At 71.6% G+C, this 18117-nt stretch carries 15 protein-coding genes and 2 pseudogenes; 10 read left to right on the top strand and 7 right to left on the bottom strand.

The features are described 5' to 3' along the window. Positions 1 to 78: 78 nt before the first annotated feature. The 4 genes from AB5L52_RS16830 to AB5L52_RS16815 form a co-directional block, all read right to left on the bottom strand. Positions 79 to 696, bottom strand: coding sequence for a nucleoside triphosphate pyrophosphatase (locus AB5L52_RS16830; protein WP_351021281.1), 618 nt, complete (start codon positions 694 to 696; stop codon positions 79 to 81). 31 nt (positions 697 to 727) lie between these two features. Beyond that, entirely contained in the window at positions 728 to 856 is a 129-nt protein-coding gene (gene mmpB / locus AB5L52_RS16825) for a morphogenic membrane protein MmpB (RefSeq protein ID WP_023547155.1), read from the bottom strand. A 73-nt stretch (positions 857 to 929) separates the two neighbouring features. Continuing rightward, positions 930 to 1139 (bottom strand): acyl-CoA carboxylase epsilon subunit, encoded by a 210-nt coding sequence (locus tag AB5L52_RS16820; protein ID WP_369364812.1) that lies wholly within the window; start codon positions 1137 to 1139, stop codon positions 930 to 932. 33 nt (positions 1140 to 1172) lie between these two features. Beyond that, positions 1173 to 2765, bottom strand: coding sequence for an acyl-CoA carboxylase subunit beta (locus AB5L52_RS16815; protein ID WP_351021277.1), 1593 nt, complete (start codon positions 2763 to 2765; stop codon positions 1173 to 1175). A gap of 110 nt (positions 2766 to 2875) precedes the next feature. On the opposite strand from AB5L52_RS16815, the gene AB5L52_RS16810 reads away from it, so the two are divergent. Beyond that, positions 2876 to 3781 carry a biotin--[acetyl-CoA-carboxylase] ligase gene (locus tag AB5L52_RS16810; protein ID WP_369364810.1) on the top strand — a complete coding sequence of 302 codons (906 nt, stop codon included), beginning with the start codon at positions 2876 to 2878 and terminating at the stop codon, positions 3779 to 3781. A 576-nt stretch (positions 3782 to 4357) separates the two neighbouring features. Beyond that, positions 4358 to 5503, top strand: a complete 1146-nt coding sequence (locus tag AB5L52_RS16805; protein WP_351021273.1) for an adenylate/guanylate cyclase domain-containing protein — start codon at positions 4358 to 4360, stop codon at positions 5501 to 5503. 12 nt (positions 5504 to 5515) lie between these two features. On the opposite strand, the gene AB5L52_RS16800 is transcribed toward AB5L52_RS16805, so the two are convergent. Beyond that, complete coding sequence (locus AB5L52_RS16800) at positions 5516 to 6097, bottom strand: hypothetical protein (protein WP_369364808.1); 582 nt, start codon at positions 6095 to 6097, stop codon at positions 5516 to 5518. Between the two features lie 196 nt (positions 6098 to 6293). On the opposite strand from AB5L52_RS16800, the gene AB5L52_RS16795 reads away from it, so the two are divergent. The 3 genes from AB5L52_RS16795 (at position 6294) to hutH (ending at position 10019) form a co-directional block, all read left to right on the top strand. After that, positions 6294 to 7088, top strand: a complete 795-nt coding sequence (locus AB5L52_RS16795; RefSeq protein WP_351021269.1) for an enoyl-CoA hydratase-related protein — start codon at positions 6294 to 6296, stop codon at positions 7086 to 7088. Between the two features lie 139 nt (positions 7089 to 7227). Continuing rightward, the gene (locus tag AB5L52_RS16790) at positions 7228 to 8370 is read left to right on the top strand and encodes a GGDEF domain-containing protein (RefSeq protein WP_351021267.1); all 1143 of its coding nucleotides are present in this window, start codon (positions 7228 to 7230) and stop codon (positions 8368 to 8370) included. Positions 8371 to 8480: 110 nt separating this feature from the next. Beyond that, on the top strand, positions 8481 to 10019 hold the full coding sequence (gene hutH / locus AB5L52_RS16785) for a histidine ammonia-lyase (protein ID WP_369368903.1): 1539 nt from the start codon (positions 8481 to 8483) through the stop codon (positions 10017 to 10019). A 56-nt stretch (positions 10020 to 10075) separates the two neighbouring features. On the opposite strand, the gene AB5L52_RS16780 is transcribed toward hutH, so the two are convergent. Beyond that, positions 10076 to 10438, bottom strand: a complete 363-nt coding sequence (locus AB5L52_RS16780; RefSeq protein WP_369364806.1) for a hypothetical protein — start codon at positions 10436 to 10438, stop codon at positions 10076 to 10078. 109 nt (positions 10439 to 10547) lie between these two features. Here AB5L52_RS16780 and AB5L52_RS16775 point away from each other — a divergent pair, with 109 nt between their 5' ends. The 5 genes and pseudogenes from AB5L52_RS16775 (at position 10548) to AB5L52_RS16755 (ending at position 17034) form a co-directional block, all read left to right on the top strand. Next, positions 10548 to 10901 (top strand): hypothetical protein, encoded by a 354-nt coding sequence (locus AB5L52_RS16775; protein WP_351021263.1) that lies wholly within the window; start codon positions 10548 to 10550, stop codon positions 10899 to 10901. 222 nt (positions 10902 to 11123) lie between these two features. Then, a complete protein-coding gene (locus AB5L52_RS16770; RefSeq protein WP_351021261.1) occupies positions 11124 to 12374 on the top strand; it encodes an Ig-like domain-containing protein in 1251 nt (416 codons plus the stop codon). 117 nt (positions 12375 to 12491) lie between these two features. Further along, positions 12492 to 12905: pseudogene (locus AB5L52_RS16765) on the top strand (ABC transporter permease); the annotation flags it as partial. A gap of 85 nt (positions 12906 to 12990) precedes the next feature. Next, positions 12991 to 13428 (top strand): annotated as a pseudogene (locus AB5L52_RS16760) (ABC transporter ATP-binding protein); the annotation flags it as partial. A 354-nt stretch (positions 13429 to 13782) separates the two neighbouring features. Beyond that, positions 13783 to 17034 (top strand): S8 family serine peptidase, encoded by a 3252-nt coding sequence (locus tag AB5L52_RS16755; protein WP_369368901.1) that lies wholly within the window; start codon positions 13783 to 13785, stop codon positions 17032 to 17034. 75 nt (positions 17035 to 17109) lie between these two features. On the opposite strand, the gene AB5L52_RS16750 is transcribed toward AB5L52_RS16755, so the two are convergent. Beyond that, the gene (locus AB5L52_RS16750; protein WP_369364804.1) at positions 17110 to 18006 is read right to left on the bottom strand and encodes a helix-turn-helix domain-containing protein; all 897 of its coding nucleotides are present in this window, start codon (positions 18004 to 18006) and stop codon (positions 17110 to 17112) included. Positions 18007 to 18117: the final 111 nt, after the last annotated feature.

The raw sequence follows: 18117 nt of genomic DNA, 5'->3' as shown, positions 1-18117 counted from the left end.
GTGGGGTGGCCGGGGCGGTGCCTCGTGCGGAGCGTACGGGCGGGGGCGAGGGGGCGCGGGGCTCCGTGTCCGGTCAGCTCATTCGGCCGGCGACCACAACTCCGTGATGCCGATGCCCAGTTCGGCCAGCAGCTTGCGCACCAGGGGCAGGCTGATGCCGATCACATTGCCGTGGTCGCCGTCGATGCCCTTGATGAACGGCGCCGAAAGGCCGTCCAGGGTGAAGGCCCCGGCGACGTAGAGCGGTTCGCCGGAGGCGACGTACGCGGCGATCTCCTCGTCCGTCGGCTCGCCGAAGTGGACGACGGTCGAGGCGGTCCCGGAGACGTAGCGCTTGGCCGCCGTGTCCCAGATGCAGTGGCCCGTCTGGAGGGTTCCGGCCCGGCCGCGCATCGCCTTCCAGCGGGCGGTCGCCTCCTCGGCGTCGGCGGGCTTGCCGAGGGCCTGGCCGTCCAGCTCCAGCACCGAGTCACAGCCGATCACCAGGGCGCCCTGCACCTCCGGCTTCGCCGCCACGACCGAGGCCTTCGCCTCGGCCAGCGCGAGCGCCAGCTCCGCCGGGGTGGGTGCGGTGAGGGCGTCCTCGTCGACCCCGCTCACGATCACCTCCGGTGAGAGGCCGGCCTGCCTCAGGAGGCCCAGGCGGGCGGGGGAGGCGGAGGCGAGGATCAGGCGGCGGCGGTGCGTTGCAGTCATGCGGTCAGGTTAGCCACGGCTGCCTGCCGGCTCACCTCAGGCCGATCACCAGCATCGTCAGGATCATCGCCACGGCCATGAAGAGGCCGAGCCGCCGAAGCATGTCCTGCGCTTCGCGCAGGTCCTTCGGCGGCTCGTCGTCCGGGTCTGACCACAGCATCCATCCAGCGTGCGGCCCGGTGGGGGGTGGGCGCCTGAGTAGCGGTACTCAATTGGCGCCCCGTGTTGTCCTGCTAGCTCGGCCAGTACGTGCGGGTCCAGGACGTCGGACCGGGCTTGGGCAGGTGGGCCGACGCGATCCGGGACGGGTCGGACCACGCGTCCCGCGGGGGCTCCGCGCCGGACGGCGTTGCCGCTGCCGCCGCGGCGCGGGCGCGGACCACCGCCAGGGCGGCGGCCAGCTCCTCGGGGGTCGGGTTGCCTCGTACGACCTTGATGTTCATGACGCTCCCAGGGGCAGCACGGCTTGGAGGGGACTAGAGGGGGATGTTGCCGTGCTTCTTCGGAGGCAGGGATTCCCGCTTCGTGCGCAGCTGACGCAGGCCGCGGACGATGTGGGCGCGAGTGTCGGACGGCATGATCACCGCGTCGATGTAGCCGCGCTCGGCCGCGATGTAGGGGTTGAGGAGGGTGTCCTCGTACTCCTGGATCAGCCGGGCCCGGGTGTCCGCGCCGTTTCCGGCGGACTCCGCCTCGGCGATGGTGCGGCGGTGCAGGATGTTGACCGCGCCCTGGGCGCCCATGACGGCGATCTGGGCGGTCGGCCAGGCCAGGTTGAGGTCGGCGCCCAGATGCTTGGAGCCCATGACGTCGTACGCCCCGCCGAAGGCCTTGCGGGTGATCACCGTGATGAGGGGGACCGTCGCCTCCGCGTAGGCGTAGATCAGCTTGGCGCCGCGGCGGATGATGCCGGTGTGCTCCTGGTCGACGCCGGGGAGGAACCCGGGTACGTCGACGAACGTCAGCACCGGGATGTTGAAGGCGTCGCAGGTGCGCACGAAGCGGGCGCCCTTCTCGGACGCGTCGATGTCCAGGCAGCCGGCGAACTGCATCGGCTGGTTGGCGACGATGCCGACGGGGTGGCCCTCGACCCGGCCGAAGCCGGTGACGATGTTCGGCGCGAACAGCGACTGGGTTTCGAAGAACTCGGCGTCGTCCAGGACGTGTTCGAGCACCGTGCGGATGTCGTACGGCTGGTTCGCGCTGTCCGGGACCAGGGTGTCCAGCTCCAGGTCCTCGGCGCTGACGGCGAGGTCCGACTCCTCCGGGAAGACCGGGGGTTCGGAGAGGTTGTTGGACGGCAGGTAGGAGAGGAGCTGCTTGACGTATTCGATGGCGTCCTTCTCGTCGCCCGCCATGTGGTGCGCCACGCCGGAGGTGGCGTTGTGGGTGCGGGCGCCGCCCAGCTCCTCGAAGCCGACGTCCTCGCCGGTGACGGTCTTGATGACGTCCGGGCCGGTGATGAACATGTGCGAGGTCTGGTCGACCATGACCGTGAAGTCGGTGATCGCGGGGGAGTACACCGCGCCGCCCGCGCAGGGACCGACGACCAGGCTGATCTGCGGGATCACACCGGAGGCGTGGGTGTTGCGGCGGAAGATCTCGCCGTAGGCGCCGAGGGAGGCGACTCCCTCCTGGATGCGGGCGCCGCCGGAGTCGTTGATGCCGATGACCGGGCAGCCGGTCTTCAGCGCGAAGTCCATGACCTTGACGATCTTCTGGCCGTAGACCTCGCCGAGGGCGCCGCCGAAGACGGTGAAGTCCTGCGAGAAGACGGCGACCGGGCGGCCGTCGACCGTGCCGTAGCCGGTGACGACGCCGTCGCCGTACGGGCGGTTCTTCTCCAGCCCGAAGTTGGTGGAGCGGTGCCGGGCGAACTCGTCCAGCTCGACGAAGGAACCCTCGTCGAGGAGGAGCTCGATGCGCTCACGGGCCGTCAGCTTGCCCTTGGCGTGCTGCTTTTCGACGGCGCGTTCCGAGCCGGCGTGCGTCGCCTCGTGGATACGGCGCTGCAGGTCCGCGAGCTTGCCCGCGGTGGTGTGAATGTCGATCTCTTCCGGCTCGGACATCGGGATGCGGCTCCCTGCCTGCTCAAAAGGGGGGACGGTTACTCATCCGTAGAGTAGTGCTGGGGCTTCGGGTCGGCAGTGCGGCGTTTCCCACACCTAGGGTGACTTGCATGACGCCGAACAATGCATCAGATGACGGCCGGGGCGACCGCCGGGGCGACCCCCAGGGTGAGAGTCGCTGGTCCGATCTGGATCGTCCGCCCCTGAACGCCGCGGCGCTGCGGCGTGCGCTGATCCGCGAAGGAAGTCTGTACCGGGCGGTGGACGTGGTGCAGCGCACCGGCTCCACCAACTCCGACCTGGCCGCCCGGGCCGTCGCCGGTCAGGCCGGCGAGGCCGACGAGGGGGTCGTGCTGGTGGCCGAGGAGCAGACCGCGGGCAAGGGGCGGCTGGACCGGCGGTGGACGGCGCCGCCGCGCTCGGGGCTCTTCTTCTCCGTGCTGCTGCGGCCCGCCGAGGTGCCGGTGGCCCGCTGGGGCTGGCTGCCGCTGCTCACCGGGGTCGCCGTGGCGACCGGGCTGTCCCGGGCGGCGGGCGTCGACACGGCCCTGAAGTGGCCGAACGATCTGCTCGTGACGGTCGGGGGCGAGGAGCGCAAGGCCGGCGGGATTCTCGCGGAACGCGCCGGGGAGGACGGCGTGGTCATCGGCGTCGGCATCAACGTCACGCTGCGGGCGGACGAGCTGCCGGTGCCCCAGGCGGGTTCGCTGGCGCTGGCCGGGGCGGTGGAGACGGACCGGGATCCGTTGCTGCGGGCCGTGCTGCGGGCGCTGGAGGAGTGGTACGGGCGGTGGCGGGCGGTGGCAGGTGACCCGGTGGCCTGCGGTCTGCAGGAGACGTACGCGGCCGGGTGCGCGACGCTGGGGCGCGCTGTGCGGGCCGAGCTGCCTGGGGAGCGGGCGATCGTGGGCGAGGCTGTGGCGGTCGACGGGGACGGGCGCCTGGTCATCGCGACGGAGGAGGGGGTGCAGGAGCCTGTGGGGGCGGGGGACATCGTCCATCTGCGGCCTGCGTGAGGGGGCGGGGGCGTCGTCGTGTCGCTGCGGCGGGTGTGTGGATGCCTGCGGCGCCGCTGCGGGTGGGTGGGGGTGCGTGTAGCGCCCAGTGCGGGGTTTGGGGTCGGGGCCGCGCCGGGGGGTGTCCGTCCTCGGAACGGCGCGGAATCGGTTGGCTGTCCAGGGCCCTGTGTTGACGCGCCAACCGCTGCGGGCGGACACCCCCCGACACGTCCCCTTCCCGCCGTGCGCGGCCGCCGCGCCATCGCCGTCGGGGCGCGTCGATCCGTCTTCCCGCCGTGGGTGGCTGCGGTGCCTTGCGGTCGACGGCACTGCAGCTCCCCAAGGGGCGCGGGGAACTGCGCGACCGGCCACCGTGGGCCCTCGCTCGGCGATGGCGGAGGCGTCCCCGGGCATGGCCCGATGCGGGGGTCTGGGGGCGGCAGCCCCCGGGGTGGCCAGCGGCAACGGCGGTGTGCGCGCCCGGCACCGGGGAGCGTGTCGTCGGCCGAACCCAACGGAGTGAGCTGGCGCACACCTGCCGTAGAGTTGAGGCCGGTCGATACCTGACCGCGGCAGATCGGAAGGGCAGCAGGCGTGACCGTCGACGACACGGGCTCCGGCGCGGACGCGGACGGCCGGGTGGACCCTCCCCAGGACGGGGGGAACGCCCATGCCGCCGATCCCGGTGAGGACCCGCTGGCCCTGCGCCTCGAACAGCTCATCCTGGGCGCCGAGCGCCGCTACACCCCGTTCCAGGCGGCCCGTAGCGCCGGTGTCTCCATGGAGCTGGCGTCACGGTTCTGGCGGGCCATGGGGTTCGCCGACATCGGGCAGGCCAAGGCGCTGACGGAGGCCGATGTGCTCGCCCTGCGCCGGCTCGCCGGTCTGGTCGAGGCGGGGCTGCTCAGCGAGGCCATGGCGGTGCAGGTGGCCCGGTCCACGGGGCAGACCACCGCCCGGTTGGCCGAGTGGCAGATGGATTCCTTCCTGGAGGGCCTGACCGAGCCGCCCGAGCCCGGCATGACCCGCACGGAGGTGACGTACCCGATCGTCGAGCTGCTCCTGCCCGAGCTGGAGGAGTTCCTGGTCTATGTGTGGCGGCGGCAGCTCGCCGCCTCGGCCGGGCGGGTCGTGCAGTCGGCCGACGACGAGGAGATGGTCGACCGGCGGCTCGCCGTCGGCTTCGCCGATCTGGTGGGGTTCACGCGGTTGACCCGCCGGATGGAGGAGGAGGAGCTCGGCGAGCTGGTCGAGGCCTTCGAGACCACCGCGGCGGATCTGGTGGCCGCGCGTGGCGGGCGGCTCATCAAGACCCTCGGCGACGAGGTGCTGTACGCGGCGGACGACGCCGGTACGGCCGCGGACATCGCGATGCGACTCGTCGAGACCCTGGCGAACGACGAGACGATGCCGGAGCTGCGGGTCGGCATGGCGTTCGGCACGGTCACCACTCGTATGGGTGATGTGTTCGGTACGACCGTGAACCTGGCCTCCCGGCTGACGTCCATAGCGCCCCGGGACGCCGTGCTGGTGGACAGCGCCTTCGCCGAGGAGCTGATCCGCAGCGGTGAGGCGCCCGTCTCCGAGGCGGAGGCGGCCGAGGCCGCCGCGGCCGCCGAGAAGGAGGGCGAGGAGCCGCCGGTGTACCGCTTCGCGCTCCAGCCGATGTGGCAGCGGCCGGTGCGCGGGCTCGGTGTGGTCGAGCCCTGGCTGCTGAACCGCCGTGAGGGGCAGTCGTAGTCTGGTCGGCTCCTAGTGGCTGGTGCCGTCGCGCAGGCTCACGCAGATGCCGAGCATCGGTACGCACAACCCGCCCGGACCGGGGGGCGTCGTGCTGTGGCTGGGCGCCGGGGTCGTCGGCGTGGGCCGGGGCGTCGGCGGGGCGGATGTCGGCTCCGGGGAGTGTGGGGTCGTGGCGGGCGGCCCGGACGGGAGCGTGGTCGGGGGCGGCGTAGTGGTCCCGGCGGATGGTGCGGGCGGTTTCCTCGGTCGCGTGCCGGTCGTGGGCGCGAGGCTTCTGCCGCCCATGGCCGACGTCGCCGAGGACAGTGCGGTCGGGGCGGTGGCGGCCGTGCCGGCGGTGTTCGCCGCGTGGTCCGTGCCGCCGTCGCTCGTGCTCGTGCCCAGGCGGGGCTCGGCCTCCGCCGTGCCCGGGGAGCCGGCGCCCGGATCCGGTGTGACCCGGACCAGGCTGAGCACCCCCGCGGCCAGGGCGAGACCGCCCGCGGCGAGCAGCACCTTGCGCGGGCGCGGCTTGCGGTGACGTCCGCGCCGTACGCCGGATGCGCCGCCTTCCGGATCGTCCGGACCGGACTGTGCAGGTATCGGTGACATGGTTCCCCTCCCCGCCGCGCGCCCGGGGCGCGCCGTGGCGGACGCACGCTATGCGGTCCTGTGGGCGATGTGGGGTGAGACGGGTGGGATGTCACTCGAACGGGCGTAGCCCCCTGGGGTTTCCCGAGCTCGGGTACGGCTGCGATGATCGGGCCGACAGGGCGTTAACCGGCGTTAACACGTGACGGAGGGTGTCATGAGCGAGGAGCGGTTCGGGGAGTTCGTGCTGGTACGGCGGCACGGGCCGGTCGCGGAGCTGGTGCTGGACCGGCCCAAGGCCATGAACGCCGTCTCGACGGAGATGGCCCGATCGCTCGTGGCTGCGTGCACGGCGCTGGCCGCCGACCGGGAGGCGCGTGTGGTGGTCCTGACCTCGTCCCATGAGCGGGCGTTCTGCGTCGGGGCGGATCTGAAGGAGCGGAACTCCTTCAGTGACGCGGACCTTCGGCGGCAGCGGCCGGTGACGCGCGGGGCGTACACCGGAGTGCTGGAGCTGCCGATGCCGACGATCGCGGCGGTGCACGGGTTCGCACTGGGCGGCGGTTTCGAACTGGCCCTGTCCTGCGACCTGATCGTGGCCGACCGTACGGCGGTGGTGGGGTTGCCGGAGGTGTCCGTGGGGGTGATCCCGGGCGGTGGCGGTACGCAGCTGCTGCCCCGGCGCGTGGGTGCGGCCCGGGCGGCCGAACTGATCTTCTCCGCGCGGCGGGTGGAGGCGGCGGAGGCGGCCCAACTGGGGCTGGTCGACCAGCTCGTGGACGAGGGCCGCGACCGGGAGGAGGCGCTGGCGCTGGCCGCCGGGATCGCCGCGAACTCCCCGGTCGGACTCCGGGCCGCCAAGCGGGCGCTGCGGCTGGGGCACGGGCTCGATCTGCGCGCCGGCCTGGAGGTCGAGGACGCCGCCTGGCGAACGGTCGCCTTCTCTGCGGACCGGGCGGAGGGCGTGGCGGCATTCAACGAGAAGCGCACGCCGCAGTGGCCGGGGGAGTAGTCGGCGCCATCGCGGTTCCCCACCGACGTAATCTGCGCCTGGCAACGGAGATGCCTGCTCAAGCTGGTGGGCGCGCGCGTATCCACCTGTTCGCCATGCCCATCTCCCCATCACCCCATATCGTCCCTAACCTGGAGTAATGGGTGAGGACAAGCGGCTCGCGGCCGTAGTCGCGCTGGCGCAGGGCATGGCCGCGGCACGCACCCCGCGGGACGCGTGGCAGGCCGCCGCACTCGGCGCCTGCCGGGCGCTGGACGGCAGCTTCGCCGCGCTGTCGGTGTGGGAGCGGGAGCTGGGCCGGCTGCGCGTCCTCGTCAACGTGGGGGACCGGCGCCCGGACGAGGAGGAGTTCCCCGCGGCCGAGGCCTACCCGGTGCACCAGTTCCCGGAGATCACCGAGTTCCTGCATGAACGGTGGGCCGGCGGGGGCGGGCCCAACGCCTGGGTGGAGACCGCCGAGGGGACCGCCGCCGGCACCCCCGGCTACTTCCATCGACGGGTCGCCGCCCTGCGTCGCCGGGGGCGCGGCTGCTGTGTCGTCGCCCCGGTCGTGTTGCACGGCAGGGCCTGGGGCGAGTTGTATGTCGCCCGCGCCGTCAAGGCCCCGGTGTTCGACCGGTCCGACGCCGACTTCGCCACCGTGCTGGCCGCCGTCGTCGCCGCCGGGCTTGCGCAGGCCGAGCGGCTGGAGGAGGCCCGCCGGCTCGCGTACACCGACGCCCTCACCGGGCTCGCCAACCGCCGCGCCGTGGACGTACGCCTGGAGGAGGCCGTCGAGCGGCACCGCAGGGAGGGTGCGGTCGTCAGTCTCGTCGTCTGTGATCTCAATGGGCTGAAGCGGGTCAACGACACCCTCGGGCACGCCGTCGGCGACCGGCTGCTGGAGCGCTTCGGCTCCGTGCTGTCGCTGTGCGGGGCGATGGTGCCGGGCGCGCTGGTCGCGCGGCTCGGCGGGGACGAGTTCTGTCTGCTGGCCGTCGGGCCGGCGGCCGATGACGTGGTCAAGGCCGCCGACGAACTGTGCCGCAGGGCCGGGGAGTTGGAGCTGGGGGAGGGGGTGGCGTGCGGGGTCGCGTCGACCGAGGACCCGATCGGGGAGGTGTGCGACGCCCGGCGGTTGTTCCGGCTCGCCGACGCCGCCCAGTACCGGGCCAAGGCCCTCGGCGCCGGGCGGCCGGTGGTCGCGGGCCGGGAGGGGCCGGAGGATCCGGTCGTGCGGCTGGCGGACGAGCCCTCGCCCTCGCGCGCCGAGCGGCGCCGGTTCCGGGGCCGACTGCCCTGAGGGTCGTGGTGCTGCGGGGCGTGACCCGAAGCACACCGGGTGGTAAGGGTTGCCCCCAGTTCCCACTAGTGACATCCCCGCATTCAATGCGTACGCTCCTGAATATGGATATGCACACTGTGGTGGTGGGGACGTCCGGTGTCACGGCGTCCGACGTTCTCGCCGTGGCGCGCGGCGGTGCTCGCATCGAGCTGTCGGCGGAGGCGGTCGCGGCTCTCGCGGCGGCCCGGGAGATCGTGGACGCCCTGGCGGCCAAGCCGGACCCGGTCTATGGCGTCTCCACCGGCTTCGGCGCCCTGGCGACCCGGCACATCAGCCAGGAACTGCGCGCCCAGCTGCAGCGCAACATCGTCCGCTCGCACGCCGCCGGCCTGGGGCCGAGGGTCGAACGGGAAGTCGTACGGGCCCTGATGTTCCTGCGGCTCAAGACCGTCTGCTCGGGGCACACCGGTGTCCGGCCCGAGGTCGCGCAGACCATGGCGGACGTGCTGAACGCCGGGATCACCCCGGTCGTGCACGAGTACGGCTCCCTCGGTTGCTCCGGCGATCTGGCCCCGCTGTCCCACTGCGCCCTCGCGCTCATGGGAGAGGGCGACGCGGAAGGGCCCGACGGGGTCGTACGGCCCGCCGGGGAACTGCTCGCCGCGCACGGGATCAAGCCGGTCGAGCTGCGCGAGAAGGAGGGCCTCGCCCTGCTCAACGGCACCGACGGCATGCTCGGCATGCTGATCATGGCCCTCGCGGATCTCGACACCCTCTACAAGTCCGCCGACGTCGCCGCCGCCCTCAGCCTGGAGGCGCTGCTCGGCACCGACAAGGTGCTCGCGCCGGAGCTGCACGCCATCCGGCCGCATCCGGGCCAGGGTGCCTCCGCCGCCAACATGCTGGCCGTGCTGAAAGGTTCCGGCCTGACCGGGCACCACCAGGACGACGCCCCGCGCGTCCAGGACGCCTACTCGGTGCGCTGCGCCCCGCAGGTCGCCGGCGCCGGACGCGACACGGTCGCGCACGCCCGGCTCGTCGCCGAGCGCGAGCTGGCCTCAGCGGTCGACAACCCCGTCGTGCTGCCCGACGGCCGCGTGGAGTCGAACGGCAACTTCCACGGCGCGCCCGTGGCCTACGTGCTGGACTTCCTCGCCATCGCCGCCGCCGACCTCGGCTCCATCGCCGAGCGCCGCACCGACCGGCTGTTGGACAAGAACCGCAGCCACGGGCTGCCGCCCTTCCTCGCCGACGACGCGGGCGTCGACTCCGGGCTGATGATCGCCCAGTACACGCAGGCCGCGCTGGTGAGTGAGATGAAGCGGCTCGCCGTACCGGCTTCCGCGGACTCCATCCCGTCCTCCGCCATGCAGGAGGACCATGTGTCCATGGGCTGGTCGGCCGCGCGCAAGCTGCGCACCGCCGTCGGCAACCTCACCCGGATCATCGCCATCGAGATGTACGCCGCCACCCGCGCCATAGAGCTGCGCGAGGGCCTCACCCCGGCGCCCGCCTCCCAGGCCGTCATCGAGGCCGCGCGCGCCGCCGGTGTGCGGGGTCCGGGACCGGACCGGTTCCTGGCGCCCGACCTGGCCGCCGCCGACGCGTTCGTGCGCGCCGGTCACCTCGTCGCCGCGGCGGAGAAGGTCACCGGCCCGCTGCAGTGACGCCCGTACGGAAACAGGGGCCCTGCCATGCGCGGGGCCCCTGTTCCTGTGTCGGCTCAGAAGCCCATGCGTTCGCGGCGCACCGAATACAGCACGAAGCCGGCGCCCACACCGAGGAAGAGGGTGCCGCCGACGACGTACGGCGTGGTGTCGGGGCTTCCGGTGTCGGCGAGTTGGGTGTCCTCCGCGGCCTCCCGGGCGGTCTCCGCGGTCGCCTGCGACACCGCCCTGGCCTGCTGGGTGACCTGCGTGAGCTGTGTCGTCGAGGAGGCCGACGAAGCCGCGGAAGTCGAGGAACCGGATGCGCTCGCTCTCGTCGTGGAGTCCTGCGAGGCGTTCGCGGACGGGACGAACCACAGTGCGCAGAGCAGGGTGCCCGCGGCGGTGGCGGTCAGCAGCGGACGGCGAGCGGATGACACGGAATATCGATCCCCTTGTGACGCTGGCGAATTGGCCGTGTGGAGCGATGTTAGTGAAAGTCGCGGGTCACAGGAAAGTCACGGGAGGTTTCGGTCGTACGCTCGCGCCATGAACGCTGAAGAGACATCACGTTTTGTACGGCTTCGGGTGGAGCTGGTCCTCGAAGTGGAGGACGAGGACGCGGTGGCCAAGGCCGCGTTGCGCCGGATCGCCGCCGATCCGGAGCTGCCGCAGGCCGAGCGGAGCCAGGCCGAGGGGGCTGTGACGGAAGACACCGCGGAGGCCCTCGCCTATCTCGTGGACCCGTTCGACCTGGTCAGCGAGGTGCCCGGGGTGGAGTTGCAGCAGGCGTCCTGGTCGAGCGAGCGGATCGACTACGACCCGGATTCGCCGGACTGGGAGCGGGACGAGGATGATGAGGAGGACGAGGACGAGGACGAAGGCGGGGGCGGCGTCGGCTGAGCGTTCCGGGGGGCTCTTCCCGACCCCGGACGGCAACCGCCGTCCGGGGTTTCGTCGTCTCAGGAAACGCACGGACCGATTCCCGCACCACGCGCGCACGGTGGACGTGGTGTGCCCCACAGATCCAGCGGATGGGGAACGGGGCGGTACGGCCGTAGCGTTGAAGGTTCTTACGGGGGCACTCGGGGTTTTTGGCGATCGGCGATGATGGAGAAGCGTGTGATGACGGTCAGTAAGCGGCGCAAGGGCCTGATGGCCGCGTCCGCTCTGCTCGGCGGTGTGCTGGTGCTCACGGCCTGTTCCGGCGGCGACGACAAGTCCTCCGGCAACGGCAAGGGCGACTCCTCACAGGCCCAGGCCGACGCGGCGGCGGCGAAGAAGTCCTCCCAGGCACAGATCACGATCACGCCGAAGGACGGCTCCAACAACGCGTCGATCAACAACTCCGGCACCGTCACCGTCAGCAAGGGCACTCTCACCGGCGTCACCATGACCACCGAGAGCGGCACCGCCGTCGCCGGCCAGCTCTCCGCCGACAAGGCGAGCTGGAAGCCCAGCGCCCAGCTGGACCGCTCCACCACCTACAAGGTCGCCGCCGAGGCCAAGGACTCCGAGGGCCGCATAGCCCACGAGAACGCCTCCTTCACCACGGTCTCCCCGGCCAACAGCTTCATCGGCACCTACACCCCGGACGACGGCTCCACGGTCGGTGTCGGCATGCCCGTCTCGATCAACTTCGACAAGGCGATCACCAACAAGGCGGCCGTGCAGAAGGGCGTCACGGTCAGCACCAGCAGCGGCCAGGAGGTCGCCTGCCACTGGTTCGACGCCAACCGCATGGACTGCCGCCCGGAGCAGTACTGGAAGGCAGGCTCCACCGTCACGCTGAAGCTGGCGCTCGACGGCGTCGAGGGCGCGCCCGGCGTCCACGGCGTCCAGCAGAAGACGGTCACCTTCCACATCGGCCGCAACCAGGTCTCGTACGTCGACGCGAAGACCAAGCAGATGAAGGTCACGCAGGACGGCAAGGTCGTCAAGACCATCCCGATCTCCGCCGGTTCCCCCGAGCACACCACGTACGAGGGGCAGATGGTGATCTCCGAGAAGTTCACCCAGACCCGGATGAACGGCGCGACGGTCGGCTTCAAGGACTCCGACGGCAAGGGCGAGTACGACATCAAGGACGTGCCGCACGCGATGCGCCTGACCAGCTCCGGCACCTTCATCCACGGCAACTACTGGGGCGCGTCGTCCGTGTTCGGCAACGTCAACACCAGCCACGGCTGTGTCGGCCTGCAGGACACCAAGGGCGCGGGCGACCCGAACACCCCGGCCGCCTGGTTCTACGGCCACACCCTGATCGGTGACGTGGTGGTCGTCCAGAACACCGGCGACAAGACGGTCGCGCCGGACAACGGCCTCAACGGCTGGAACATGGACTGGGCCCAGTGGAAGGCCGGTTCGGCCGTCTGACGGTCCGTCCGACAGCCGGTTCACAGCTCCTCCGGTGCCGCCCTTCGGGGCGGCACCGGTGTTTCCGGGCCCGGCCAGGGCCTTCTGACGCGCGCCGGGCATCGCGCTGGTCATCGTGTCAACTCCGTGTCCAGCGGCATGGGGAAGGCCCAGGACAAGGTCCTGCAGTCGCTGTACGGCCTGGGCACGGACATGACCGTCACCAAGGCGCAGTCGCCGAGCGGCAGCAGCTCGCAGTGGCCCCGCTTCCGGTTCGACGCGCGGGGCAACGACGACACGTCGACCCAGAGCAGCGACCGGGTCATGGTGCAGGGCTTCACCACCCTGGCCTCCTCGACGGTCGGCAAGGTCGCGAGCCAGACGGGCGTCTCGCAGGCCGTCGGCGGGCTCAGCCTCAACGTCTTCCGGGTGGACGGCCAGTTCACCCGCGGCCAGTTCCAGCAGAACGGAAGCGGCGGCGCCGGCGGGTTCCAGCGTGGCGAAGGCCAGCCGCAGGGCGAGGTCAGGGGCGGCGGCGCCGACTTCGCCATCAAGGTCGGCAGGTGGCTGTCGGTCGCCGTCCTGGTGGCCGCGTTCCTGGTCGCCGGCCTGCTGACCTCCTCCGCGGTCTCCCGCCGTCCAGATGCCCGGCGGCCTGGACCGCCCCACCTCGGGCGAGGTCGTCCTGGACGGCACCGACCTGGCCAAGCTCAGTGAGGCCAGGCTGACAAGGGTCCGCAGCGAGAACATCGGCTTCGTCTTCCAGTCCTTCAACCTCATCCCCACCCTCACCGCCCAGGAGAACGTCGAGACGGCCCTCGTCCCCCTCGGCATCAAGGCCAAGGAGCGCCGCGAACTCGCGGCCGACGCGCTGAACTCCGTCGGCCTCGGAGAACGCCTGGGCCATCTCCCCGGCGAAATGTCCGGAGGGCAGCAGCAGCGCGTCGCGATCGTCCGGGCCGTCGTCAAGAAGCCCAAGGTGCTGCTCGCCGACGAGCCGACCGGCAACCTCGACGAGGGCATGCGCGACGAGATCGACGAGATCATGGACGTACTCGAACGGCTCTGGAAGGAGCACGCCAAGGCAAGATCTCGGTGAAGGAGAACGCCGGCGCCTGAGCGCGGTCAACACCGCTTGTTCACCGCGCGTTTCGCGGGTCTGTAACGGTGTCCCGGCCACGGTGTTACAGTTTTCCTTCGCTCTTTCTTACCCTCCTTTTGTCCATTGAGCCGTCCGACGACCCCCCGGCATACTGCGTGCTCCCGGGGGGCGACGCGCCGGACGGACGCACGAGAACGCCCCCGACCGGGTCGAACGGGGGAATTCGCCCGGTACCTCCATCTCCAGGGGGAGAACTTGCGCAGACAAGTGAAAAGAGCTGCTGCGGCCGGCGTGGCCACGGCCGCAGTCCTCGCCCTCGCCTCGGGCATGACCAGCCCGGCGTCGGCGAAGCCCGCGGAGCGCACCCCGACCGCCGCCGCCGCGCTCGCCACGAAGACCTACGTCACCCTGATCACCGGTGACCGGGTCGCCCTCGACGCCAGGGGCCGGATCGTCGGCCTGGAGCGGGCCAAGGGCCGTGAGCGCATACCTGTCCAGGTCCGCCGGACCGCGGGCCACACGCTGGTCATCCCGGTCGACGCGGCCCACCTGGTGGCCTCCGGCACGCTGGACCAGCGGCTGTTCGACATCACCGAGCTGACCAAGGCCGCCACCCGCAGGGCCCAGAAGAACGGCCTGAAGGTCATCGTCGGCTACACCGGCTCGGCAGCGGCCGCCAAGGCGGACGTCCGGGCAGCCGGCCGGCTGCGCCGCAGCCTGTCCGCCCTCGACGCCGACGCCGTACAGACGCCGGTCCAGGACACCGCCAAGCTGTGGCATGCCGTCACCGACGGCGGCCGGACCGCCTCCGGTATCGCGCACGTCTGGCTCGACGGCGTCCGCAAGGCCTCCCTCGACAAGTCCGTGCCCCAGATCGGCGCCCCGGTCGCCTGGCAGGCCGGCTACACCGGCAAGGGCGTGAAGGTCGCCGTCCTGGACACCGGTGTGGACACCCGCCACCCGGACCTCAAGGACCAGGTGACCGCGTCCAGGAACTTCACCTCCGCCGCCGACGCCACCGACCACTACGGGCACGGCACCCACGTCGCCTCCATCGTGGCGGGCACCGGCGCCGCTTTTCCCGCGGGGTCCGGCGGCAAGTACAAGGGTGTCGCCCCGGACGCCGAGATCCTCAACGGCAAGGTCCTGGACGACACCGGATCCGGCGACGACTCGGGCATCCTCGCCGGCATGGAGTGGGCGGCCGCGCAGGGCGCGAGCATCGTCAACCTCAGCCTCGGCGGCACCGACACCCCCGGCACCGACCCCCTCGAAGCCGAGGTCGACAAGCTCTCCGCCACCAAGGGCATCCTGTTCACGATCGCCGCGGGCAACGACGGCCCCCACTCGATCGGTTCGCCGGGCAGCGCGGACGCCGCGCTCACCGTCGGCGCCGTCGACAAGCAGGACAAGCTCGCCGACTTCTCCTCCACCGGCCCGCGCCTCGGCGACGGCGCCGTCAAACCGGACGTCACCGCGCCCGGTGTGGACATCACCGCCGCCGCGGCCAAGGGCAGCGTCCTCGACCAGGAGGTCGGCGAGAAGCCCGAGGGCTACCTGACCCTCTCCGGCACCTCGATGGCCACCCCGCATGTCGCGGGCGCCGCCGCGATCCTGAAGCAGGAGCACCCCGACTGGGGCTACGCCGAGCTGAAGGGCGCGCTGACCGGCTCCGCCAAGGGCGGCAACTACACGCCGTACCAGCAGGGTTCGGGCCGGATCGCGGTGGACAGGGCCATCGGGCAGACCGTGATCGCCGACCCGGTGTCGGTGAACTTCGGGACGCAGGCGTGGCCGCACACCGACGACAAGCCGGTCACCCAGCAGGTCACGTACCGCAACCTCGGCGACAAGGACGTCACGCTCACCCTCGCCGGCACCGCCCTCGACCCCAAGGGCCACGCGGCCCCGGTCGGCTTCCTCAGGCTCGGCGCGCGCAAGCTGACGGTCCCGGCGCACGGCAAGGCCTCCGTCGGCCTCACCGTCGACACCAGGCTGGGCGGCACCCTCGACGGCGCCTACTCCGGGTATGTCACTGCGACCGGCGCCGGCCAGACCGTCCGCACGGCCGCCGCCGTACAGCGCGAAGTGGAGTCGTACGACGTCACGCTGAAGTTCATCGGCCGGGACGGCAAGTCGGCCACGTTCTACAACGCCGACCTCAGCGGTGTGTCCGGGGCGGCGAACGGCGTGGAGGTGAGCCCGTACGACCCGTCCGGCTCGGTGAAGGTGCGCGCCCCCAAGGGCACGTACATCCTCAACTCCTCCGTCTTCGTGGACCGGAACGGCACGAAGGGCGTCGACTGGATCGCCCAGCCCAAGCTGACCGTCGGCAAGAAGCAGACGGTCACCATCGACGCGCGCAAGGCCAGGCCGGTGGACGTCACCGTCCCGGCCGCGGGCGTGACGTCGCGGTTCGCCGCGCCCGGGTACGCCGTCACGATCGGCGGCAACCAGTACGGCTACAACTGGATCCTGGACTCCTACCAGGGCTTCCGCAGCGCCCACCTGGGCCCGCAGCTGCCCGCCGGCCTGCTGTTCCAGCAGTGGGACGGCCACTGGATCAAGGGCACCGGCGAGCAGTACGACGTGACGACCGGTGGCCCGGTCAAGAAGCTCGCCACCGGCTACACCAAGCACTACAAGGCGAGTGAGCTGGCCACCGTCAAGGCCCGGCTCGGTGCCTCCGCGAGCGGCAAGACCGGCTCGATCAGCGCCGCGGGCTGGCTGCCCGGCAGCCTGGGCGCCTCCTCGATCGACGTACCGCAGCAGCTGCCCGGCGCCCGCACCCTGCACCTGTCCGCCGGCGGCGGGGTCCTGTGGAACCTGGACTTCACCCAGTACGGCGGGACCGACCAGGACGGGTTCCCGGTCCCGGACGCGGGCTACTCGCTCGGCGAGTCCTCCTTCAGGGCCGGTCACACCTACACCAAGACGGTCGGCACCGCCGTCTTCGGCCCGCACATCGGCAAGGACCTCGGCCTCTTCCGCAGCGGCAACGAGATCTACGGCTCACTGCCGCTGTTCGCCGACGCCGCCCAGCACACCGGGTACTCGGACTTCAGCTCGGTGCACACGACCCTGTACCGCGACGGTGCCAAGGCCGGTGCCAACGACGACCCGCTGTTCGGCGAGGCGACCTTCAAGGTCCCGGCCGGTGACGCCGCGTACCGGCTGACCACCTCGGTCAGGCGCGCGGCGAAGGTCGCCCGGGCCTCCTCCCGGATCGACGCGACCTGGACCTTCCGCTCCCGGCAGGAATCCGGCACCCCCGTGCAACTCCCCGCCTCCGCGCTTCGCTACGGCATCACGACCGGCCTGGACAGCCGGGTCCCGGCCGGCCGGACGCTCACCTTCCCGGTCACCGTCGAGGGCGCGGCGGCGGGCGGCAACCTCAAGTCGCTGACCGTGTACGTCTCCTACGACGGCAAGACCTTCCAGCAGGCCGACGTCCGCGGCGGCAGGATCACGGTGAAGAGCCCGGCGAAGGGCAAGTCCGTCGCCCTGCGCTCGCAGATCACCGACAAGAAGGGCAACACGTCGGAGATCACGATCTACGACGCCTACTTCGGCCAGTGAGCGCGTAGCACCTTCTGACGAGGCGAGGGGCACCCGGAGGACATCTCCGGGTGCCCCTTGTCGTACGGCGACCGGCTAGGGCGAGGGCACGGTGGTGTGGGCCGCGTCCGTGCCCCAGCTGGCCAGGAGGCGGAGGGAGTCGGCGGACCGGGAGCCCGGCTCGGCGTGGTACGTGAGCAGCGACTGGTCCGAGCCGTCCGTCAGGCGGAAGGACTCGAAGTTCAGGGAGAGGTCGCCCACCAGGGGGTGGTGCAACCGCTTGACGCCGTGGTTCTTCTCCTTGACGTCGTGCGTCGCCCACAGCCGGCGGAACTCCTCGCTCTTCACGGAGAGTTCGCCCACCAGCGCCGACAGCCGCTGGTCGTCCGGATAGCAGCCCGCGTCCATGCGCAGGGCGCAGACGATGTCGATCGCCTTCTGCTCCCAGTCGACGAACAGATCGCGGTAGTCCGGGTGCAGGAACACCAGCCGGGCCCAGTTGCGCTCGCCCGGCGGCAGCTCCGCCCAGTCACCGAAGAGCGCCGCCGCCATCCGGTTCCAGGCGAGGATCTCCGAGCGGCGTCCGACGACGTACGCCGGTACGCCCTCCATCGTGTCCAGCAGCTGGCGCAGCGAGACACGGACCTGCTGCTGCCGCGCCGCCGGCTTCTTCTTGTGCGACTTCGGCTTGGCCAGGTGCGTCAGATGCGCGTGCTCCGCGTCCGTCAGCCGGAGCGCCCGCGCGATCGAGTCCAGGACCTCCGCCGAGACGTTCCGCCCGTTGCCCTGTTCGAGCCGGGTGTAGTACGCCACCGACACCCCGGCCAGCTGCGCCAGCTCCTCGCGGCGCAGCCCCGGCACCCGGCGGTGCCGGCCGAAGTCGGGCAGGCCCACGTCCTCCGGCTTCAGCCGGGCCCGCCGGCTGCGCAGGAACTCGCTCAGTTCGGCCCGCCGGTCCAGGGGCGGGGAGGAGGGCACGGGCTGGTTTTCCATACATCCAGTATTCACGGTCGTACGCGCAGGAACCTGACCCCGCCAGTGGTAGGCACGGGGGACGTACGCAGAAGCGTGGTCTGGGTGGCCGTCGTAGCGTGGGAGAGGCTG

It is taken from the genome of Streptomyces sp. CG4, from assembly GCF_041080655.1.
Lineage (GTDB): Bacteria > Actinomycetota > Actinomycetes > Streptomycetales > Streptomycetaceae > Streptomyces.
Note: the sequence above shows the minus strand (reverse complement) of the source record. Positions and strands in the feature narration are given on the sequence as shown.